The 6,265-nt window shown below is 72.5% G+C and carries 5 protein-coding genes; 2 read left to right on the forward strand and 3 right to left on the reverse strand.

Annotation, left to right across the window (positions count from 1 at the left end):
- On the forward strand, positions 1-1,023 hold a 1,023-nt coding region (locus M4J07_RS46090), incomplete at its 5' end, for an acyltransferase family protein (RefSeq protein ID WP_255983056.1).
- On the opposite strand, the gene M4J07_RS46095 is transcribed toward M4J07_RS46090, so the two are convergent.
- Genes M4J07_RS46095 through M4J07_RS46105 form a run of 3 tightly spaced genes read right to left on the reverse strand, consistent with a single transcriptional unit; the run spans position 1,011 to position 4,727 of the window.
- Entirely contained in the window at positions 1,011-1,463 is a 453-nt protein-coding gene (locus M4J07_RS46095; protein ID WP_255983058.1) for an HD domain-containing protein, read from the reverse strand. The genes M4J07_RS46090 and M4J07_RS46095 overlap by 13 nt on opposite strands.
- Positions 1,464-1,488: 25 nt before the next feature.
- Positions 1,489-3,933 (reverse strand): ABC transporter permease, encoded by a 2,445-nt coding sequence (locus M4J07_RS46100; protein ID WP_255983060.1) that lies wholly within the window; start codon positions 3,931-3,933, stop codon positions 1,489-1,491.
- Entirely contained in the window at positions 3,933-4,727 is a 795-nt protein-coding gene (locus M4J07_RS46105; protein ID WP_255983062.1) for an ABC transporter ATP-binding protein, read from the reverse strand. Before M4J07_RS46105 ends, M4J07_RS46100 begins: the two co-directional genes overlap by 1 nt.
- Before the next feature lie 261 nt (positions 4,728-4,988).
- Here M4J07_RS46105 and M4J07_RS46110 point away from each other — a divergent pair, with 261 nt between their 5' ends.
- A complete protein-coding gene (locus M4J07_RS46110; protein WP_255983064.1) occupies positions 4,989-6,167 on the forward strand; it encodes a cation:proton antiporter in 1,179 nt (392 codons plus the stop codon).
- Positions 6,168-6,265 lie beyond the last annotated feature (98 nt).

Here is a 6,265-nt window from a genome sequence, read left to right on the forward strand (position 1 = left end):
AAGCAGCGGGACGCGTTCTTCGACAACGCGAAGTACCTGGCCATCGTGTTCGTGGCGATGGGTCACTGCTGGGAACCCCTGACGGACGGCAGCCGTACAGCCGAGGCGCTGTACATGGTCGTCTACAGCTTCCACATGCCGGCGTTCATCGTCGTCTCCGGCTACTTCTCCCGCAGTTTCGACATGCGGCCCGACCGGCTGCGGCGGCTGATCACCGGTGTCGCCGTGCCGTACGTCCTCTTCGAGATCGCGTACACCTTCTTCAAGCGGACAGCCGGGGGCGACCCCTCGTACCCGATCAGTCTGCTCGACCCCTGGTACCTGACCTGGTTCCTCGTCGCCCTGTTCGTGTGGCGGCTGACCACTCCGCTGTGGAAGGTCGTGCGGTGGCCGCTGCCGCTCGCCGTCGCCGTCGCGGTGCTGGCGTCGGTCTCGCCGGACATCGGTGACGACCTCGATCTGCAGCGCGTCCTGCAGTTCCTGCCGTTCTTCGTGCTCGGCCTGGTCCTCAAGCCGGAGCACTTCCAGCTGGTGCGGCGGCGCGAGGTGCGGATCCTGTCCGTGCCGGTCGTGGCCTGCGCCCTCGTGCTCGCGTACTGGGCCGGGCCCCGGATGACGTCCGCGTGGTTCTACCACCGGGACAGCGCGCAGGAACTGGGCGCGCCCTGGTGGGCCGGCGTCGTGATGACGCTGGCGCTGTTCGGCTGCTCCGTGGTGCTCACCGCGTGCTTCTTCTCGTGGGTGCCGCGGCGCCGGATGTGGTTCACGGTGCTCGGCGCCGGAACGCTGTACGGCTATCTGCTGCACGGGTTCCTGGCGAAGGGGTCCCGGTTCTGGGGCTGGTTCGACGCCGAGTGGGTCCACACGCCGTGGGGCCAGATCGTCGTCACGGTCGCCGCGGCCGCCATCATCACCGTGCTGTGCACTCCGCCGGTCCAGCGGATCTTCCGGTTCGCCATGGAGCCGAAGATGGAGTGGGCCTTCAAGAAGGACGCCGCCCAGCTGGCGCGTCAGCGCCGCTGAGGTTCCGCCGGGCCCAGGAGTGCGCGCATCCGCGCGTACTTCCGGGTCAGGCGGGTGCGGGTCTCCTCGTCCAGGACCGCGAGGCGGGCCGGATCGGCGTTGTGGGCCAGGTCCGACTCCTTGACCAGGCGGGCGCCCGGGGTGGCGAGGATGCGCCGCGCGTACGCCTCCGGGGGCTCGCCGGGCCGCTTCGTCAGGGCGCGGACGATCGCCTTGGTGGCTTCCGGGAGCGCGGCCCCGGTCAGCCAGTCGTCCGTGAGGGCGTCGTCCTCGATCGCGTCGTGCAGCCACGCCGCCGCGATCTGCTCCTCGGTGCCGCCCCTCTCCCGCACTCCGTCCGCCACGGCGCGGAGGTGTTCCGCGTAGGGGCGGCCCGCCTTGTCCGTCTGGGCGGCGTGGGCCCGGCGGGCCAGGGCTTCTACCTCGGTGAGGGTGAGCATGCGGTCACCCTAGGGCCCGCACCTCTCAGGTGGTCCTCCGCAGCGCCCACCGTGCCGGTACCGCGGTCGCCGCCAGGCCAAGGAGCAGTGCCGCGCCCGCGAACGCCCCGTACAGCAGCGGCGGGACGTACGGGTTCTCGCCCGTCAGGCCGTTCATCATCGGGACCAGCGTCGCCAGGGCGATGCTCGTGCCGAGGACGATGCCCGCGCCGGCCACCAGGAGCGCCTCCCAGCGAATCATGCGCAGGACCTGGGTGCGGGTCGAGCCGATGAGGCGGAGGGTGCCCAGTTCGCGGCGGCGGTCGAGGACCGTCATGACGAGGGTGTTGACCGCGGCGATCGCGGCGAAGCCGCCGAGGACCGCGGCCATGGTGATGTTGGCCCAGGCGTTGAGTTCGCGGTCGACGGACCTGGCGGTCGTGTAGTCGTCGCGGGCCAGCGGGGTGCCGAGGCCGGCGAGGCCCTTCGCGGTGCCGCCCGCGGTCCAGATCTCCGCGTCGTACGGGTTCGTGACATGGCCCTTCAGCGCCTCGCGCGGGAGCGTGACCTGGGACAGGCCGAGGCCGCGTGCGTACGTGGCCGTGACCTTCGGGGACGCCTTCGTGCCGTCCGGGAGGCGGAGTGGGATGCGGTCGCCGACCTCGACGTGCGCGCTGCGGGCCAGGGCCGCGTCGAGCGCCACGGTGTGCGGGTCGGTGAGGTCGAGCGCGCCGCGGGTCACGTCGAGGTCCTGGACCCGGGAGAGCTCCTTCGCCGTGCCGGTGACCGCCTGGGCCGACGCGGTCTCCAGCCAGCGGTCGCCGCCGGAGCCGGCCGGTACCAGGACCGAGGTCTTGAGCAGGCCGACCGCCGTGGTGACGCCGGGCCGTCCGGCCGCGTCGGCGACGGCGCCCGGGGCCAGGCCCGCGTCCGCCGTGACGATGTGGTCGGCGGTGATGCCCGCCTTCTGCTGGCTGGCGGCGGCCCGGTCCTCGCTCGTGTGCATGAAGACCAGGACCGAGGAGAAGGCCATCGCCAGCACGATCGGGGTGATCGCGGAGGCCAGCCGGCGGGCGTTGCTGCGGGAGTTGGCGGCGGCCAGCGAGGCGGACGCGCCGGCGCCGCGCAGCGGGAGGCCGAACAGGGCGGCGCAGCCGCGGGCCAGCAGTGGGCCCAGCAGGGCGACCGCGAGCATGAAGAGCATGACGACGCCGAGCGCCGCGTTGGCCGCGTCCTCGCCGTGCAGGCGTGCGGCGAGGAACGTGAAGAAGGTGCCGCCGACCGCGGCCACGATGCCGAGGGGGGTGCGGATCCAGCCGACCGGGAACCGCTCGACCGACGCTTCCGCGAGGGCCTGGCCCGGCTTGATGCGGGAGGGGCGGCGGGCCGCCATGTATCCGGCGAGGAGGCCGGTGAGCAGCGAGGTGCCGACGGCCGCGAGCAGCGGGATGTACGAGACCGCGAGGTCGACGGCCTGCGGGACGGCGCCCTTCGCCTGGAGCCGGCCGAACCACCAGTGGGCGAGGGCGATGCCGGGCAGGCAGCCGAGGGCTCCGGCGAGCGGGGCGACCAGCAGGGTCTCGGTGGCGATGGAGCGGCGGATCTGCCGCGGTGTGGTGCCGATGGCACGCAACAAGGCGTATTCGCGGGCGCGTTGGCCGACGGAGAGGGCGATCGTGCCGGCCGCGGTGAACACGGCGACCATCGTGGCGATGCCGCCGAACGAGCCGCCGATCCCGGTCAGGTTCTCCTTGGCGTAGGCGAGGGCGGAGTTCTCGACCGCTCCCCTGTCGTTCCCCGAGAAGACCTCGGCCGGTCCTGAAGTCACCTTCTCCACCTGCGACTTCAGGGTGGCCGTCGCGACGCCGCCCTTCGGGAGGACGGCGATGGCGTCGATGCGGCCGGGGTGGCCCGACACGCGCAGGGCCTCGGAGTCGGCGAGCCAGGCGGTGGCGTGGCCGGCCGTCGTGCCGGAGACGCGGTACGTGCGCTCGCCCTCGGGGGTGGTGAGCGTGACGCGGTCGCCGACGTGCGCGCCGCCGGACGTGACGATCTCGCCGGGCTGCGGGGCGCGGCCCGAGGTCAGCCGCTCGCCGGTGAAGGCGGTGGAGCCCCAGTTGTGGGCCTGGAGGGCCGTGCCGTCGCGCTGTACGGGGAAGGTGAGGTCGGCGACCGCCGTACGGACGCCGGGGGCCGCGGCGACCTTGGCCACCAGGGAGTCGTCGATGCGGGCGCGGTCCGGGAGCGGGACCGACTCCTCCTCGCGGTCCTCGCCGGAACCGGTGACGACCTTGACGCTCTGGTCGGCGGCGACGACGACGGGGGCGGACGCGTAGCGCTCCGGCGGGACCGAGGCGCGCAGGCCCGTCTCCAGGAGGATGCCGCAGGCCGAGACGATCAGGGCCGACATCATCAGGGCGACGAACGTGCCGACGAAGGCCGCGGGCTTGAAGCGGAGGGCGGCGCGGGCGAGGCCGTTGGGGCGGAACATCACGCGGCCGCCCCCACCGGCGTGCGTACGGTCAGGGTGCGCATCCGGGCCGCGATCCGGTCGGCCGGGGCGCCCTCCAGGTGGTCGACGATCTCGCCGTCCGCGAGGAACAGCACCCGGTCCGCGTACGCGGCGGCGGCCGGGTCGTGCGTGACCATGACGACGGTGGCGCCCATCCGGTCGACGGCGGAGCGCAGCAGGCCGAGGATCTCGGCGGCGGTCGTGGTGTCGAGGGCGCCGGTCGGCTCGTCGGCGAAGATCACGTCGGGCCGGGTGACGAGGGCGCGGGCGATGGCGACGCGCTGCTGCTGGCCGCCGGAGAGCTGGCCGGGGCGGCGCCTCCCCTTGTCGGCGAGGCCGACCTGGGCGAGGACCTCGGCGGCACGGCGCTTGTCGGGGCGCCGGCCGGCGAGGCGCATCGGGAGCAGCACGTTCTGCTCGACGGTGAGCGAGGGCAGCAGGTTGAACGCCTGGAAGACGAAGCCGAGCCGGGTGCGGCGCAGCGCGGTGAGCTTGTTCTCGCTCATGCCGGTGATGGTGGTGCCGCCGAGCGAGACGGTGCCGTCGGAGGGCCGGTCGAGTCCGGCCGCGCACTGCAGGAACGTGGACTTGCCGGACCCGGAGGGGCCCATCACGGCGGTGAACGTGCCCTTGGGGAGGGCGAGTTCGATGCCGCGCAGCGCGTGCACGGTGGCGCTGCCGCGGCCGTACCGGCGGCGTACGCCGCGCAGTTCGACGGCCCAGTCGCCGCGGGGTGCCTCCGGCTCGTCGTGCCGCTTCTTGCGCAGGCCCATGGTCGCCCTCTCGTACGTGCCGGATTCGATGTCTCGAACGTACGGATTCGGCACTGGTCGGAGCCATGGTGGCGGCTGGCGGAACGGGGGTGGGGAGAACCCCACCACGGGACGTTCGTCCCGCCCTCTCAGTCCTTTGGTAAGCTAACTATTGACGCTTTCTTGACGCTCTCTTTGCCAAGTCGCAGGACGAAGCACCCTTACCAACCCTTACCAACAAGGAGGAACGGGCCCATCGGACACGCAGACACCTTGATAGCCATGGGTGGCGCCTTTCTCGCCGCCGCCGTCCTCGCCCGCGTGGGCGGGCGCATCGGACTCCCCACCATCCCCCTGTTCATCCTGGCCGGGATCCTGCTCGGCCCGCACACACCCGGCATCGTGCTCGTCGCCGACCCGCACGACCTGGAGATGCTCTCCGCGCTCGGCCTGGTGCTGCTGCTCTTCTACCTCGGCCTCGAGTTCCACATGGACGACCTGAAGGCGGGTGGCCGCAAGATGGCCGTCGCCGGTGGTACGTACCTCGCGCTGAACGTCGGCGCCGGCCTCGGTTTCGGATTCGCCCTCGGCTGGGGCACCTCCGAAGCTCTGGTCCTCGCCGGGGTGCTCGGCATCTCGTCGTCCGCGATCGTGACGAAGGTCCTGGTCGACACCGGGCGGCTCGGCAACCCGGAGACCAAGCCGATCCTCGGCATCATCGTGGTCGAGGACATCTTCCTCGCGCTGTACCTGGCGGCGCTGCAACCGATCCTGTCCGGCGCGGACTCGCTGTCCGCCGCGGTCGTGGACGGCGGCAAGGCGTTCGGGTTCCTGCTGCTGCTCGCGCTGGCGGCGCGCTTCGGCACGCGGGTCGTGGGCCGGTTGTTCGACATCAAGGACGACGAGCTCCTCGTCATCTCCTTCCTCGGCGCGGCCGTGTTCGTGGCCGGGGTCTCGGAGTGGTTCGGGGTCGCGGACGCGATCGGTGCGTTCATGGTCGGGCTGATGCTGGGCTCGACCGCGTCCGGTGAGCGCATCCGCAAGCTGGTCCATCCGCTGCGGGACGCCTTCGGCGCGATCTTCTTCTTCGCGTTCGGCCTGTCGATCGATCCCGGGGACCTGCCGACGGTGCTGTGGCCGGTGCTGGCCGCTGTCGCGGTGACGCTGGTGATGAACGTGCTGGCGGGGCTCGGGGCGGCGAAGGTGTACGGGTTCGGGGCGGGGCCCGCGGCGAACATTTCCACGACGCTGCTGGCTCGGGGGGAGTTCGCGTTGATCCTGGCGACGATGGCGGCGGGGGCGGGGCTCGATGAGCGGCTGTCGCCGTTCATCGCGGGGTATGTGCTGCTGCTGGCCGTCCTCGGGCCGTTGGCCGCCGGGCGGTCGGAGTGGCTCGCCCGGATTCTGCCGGGTGGGCGAGCGGGTGAGCGGGAGCCGGAGCGGGTGTCGGTCGGCGTGTAGTGACGGTCACCCCCTTGTCGGTCGGTCGGCTGCGGGCCGGTGGGGCTTCTCGCGCCCCGCGGTCCCTGGGAGAGGCCGCCCGAAGGGCGCATCTCCCA

It is taken from the genome of Streptomyces longispororuber (assembly GCF_024448165.1).
Lineage (GTDB): Bacteria > Actinomycetota > Actinomycetes > Streptomycetales > Streptomycetaceae > Streptomyces > Streptomyces longispororuber_A.

Bases quoted from the DNA above. Each gene is read 5' to 3' on its own strand.
- M4J07_RS46095 (WP_255983058.1), bottom strand. From the start codon at position 1,463: ATGCTCACCCTCACCGAGGTAGAAGCCCTGGCCCGCCGGGCCCACGCC.
- M4J07_RS46100 (WP_255983060.1), bottom strand. From the start codon at position 3,933: ATGTTCCGCCCCAACGGCCTCGCCCGCGCCGCCCTCCGCTTCAAGCCC.
- M4J07_RS46105 (WP_255983062.1), bottom strand. From the start codon at position 4,727: ATGGGCCTGCGCAAGAAGCGGCACGACGAGCCGGAGGCACCCCGCGGC.
- M4J07_RS46110 (WP_255983064.1), top strand. From the start codon at position 4,989: ATGGGTGGCGCCTTTCTCGCCGCCGCCGTCCTCGCCCGCGTGGGCGGG.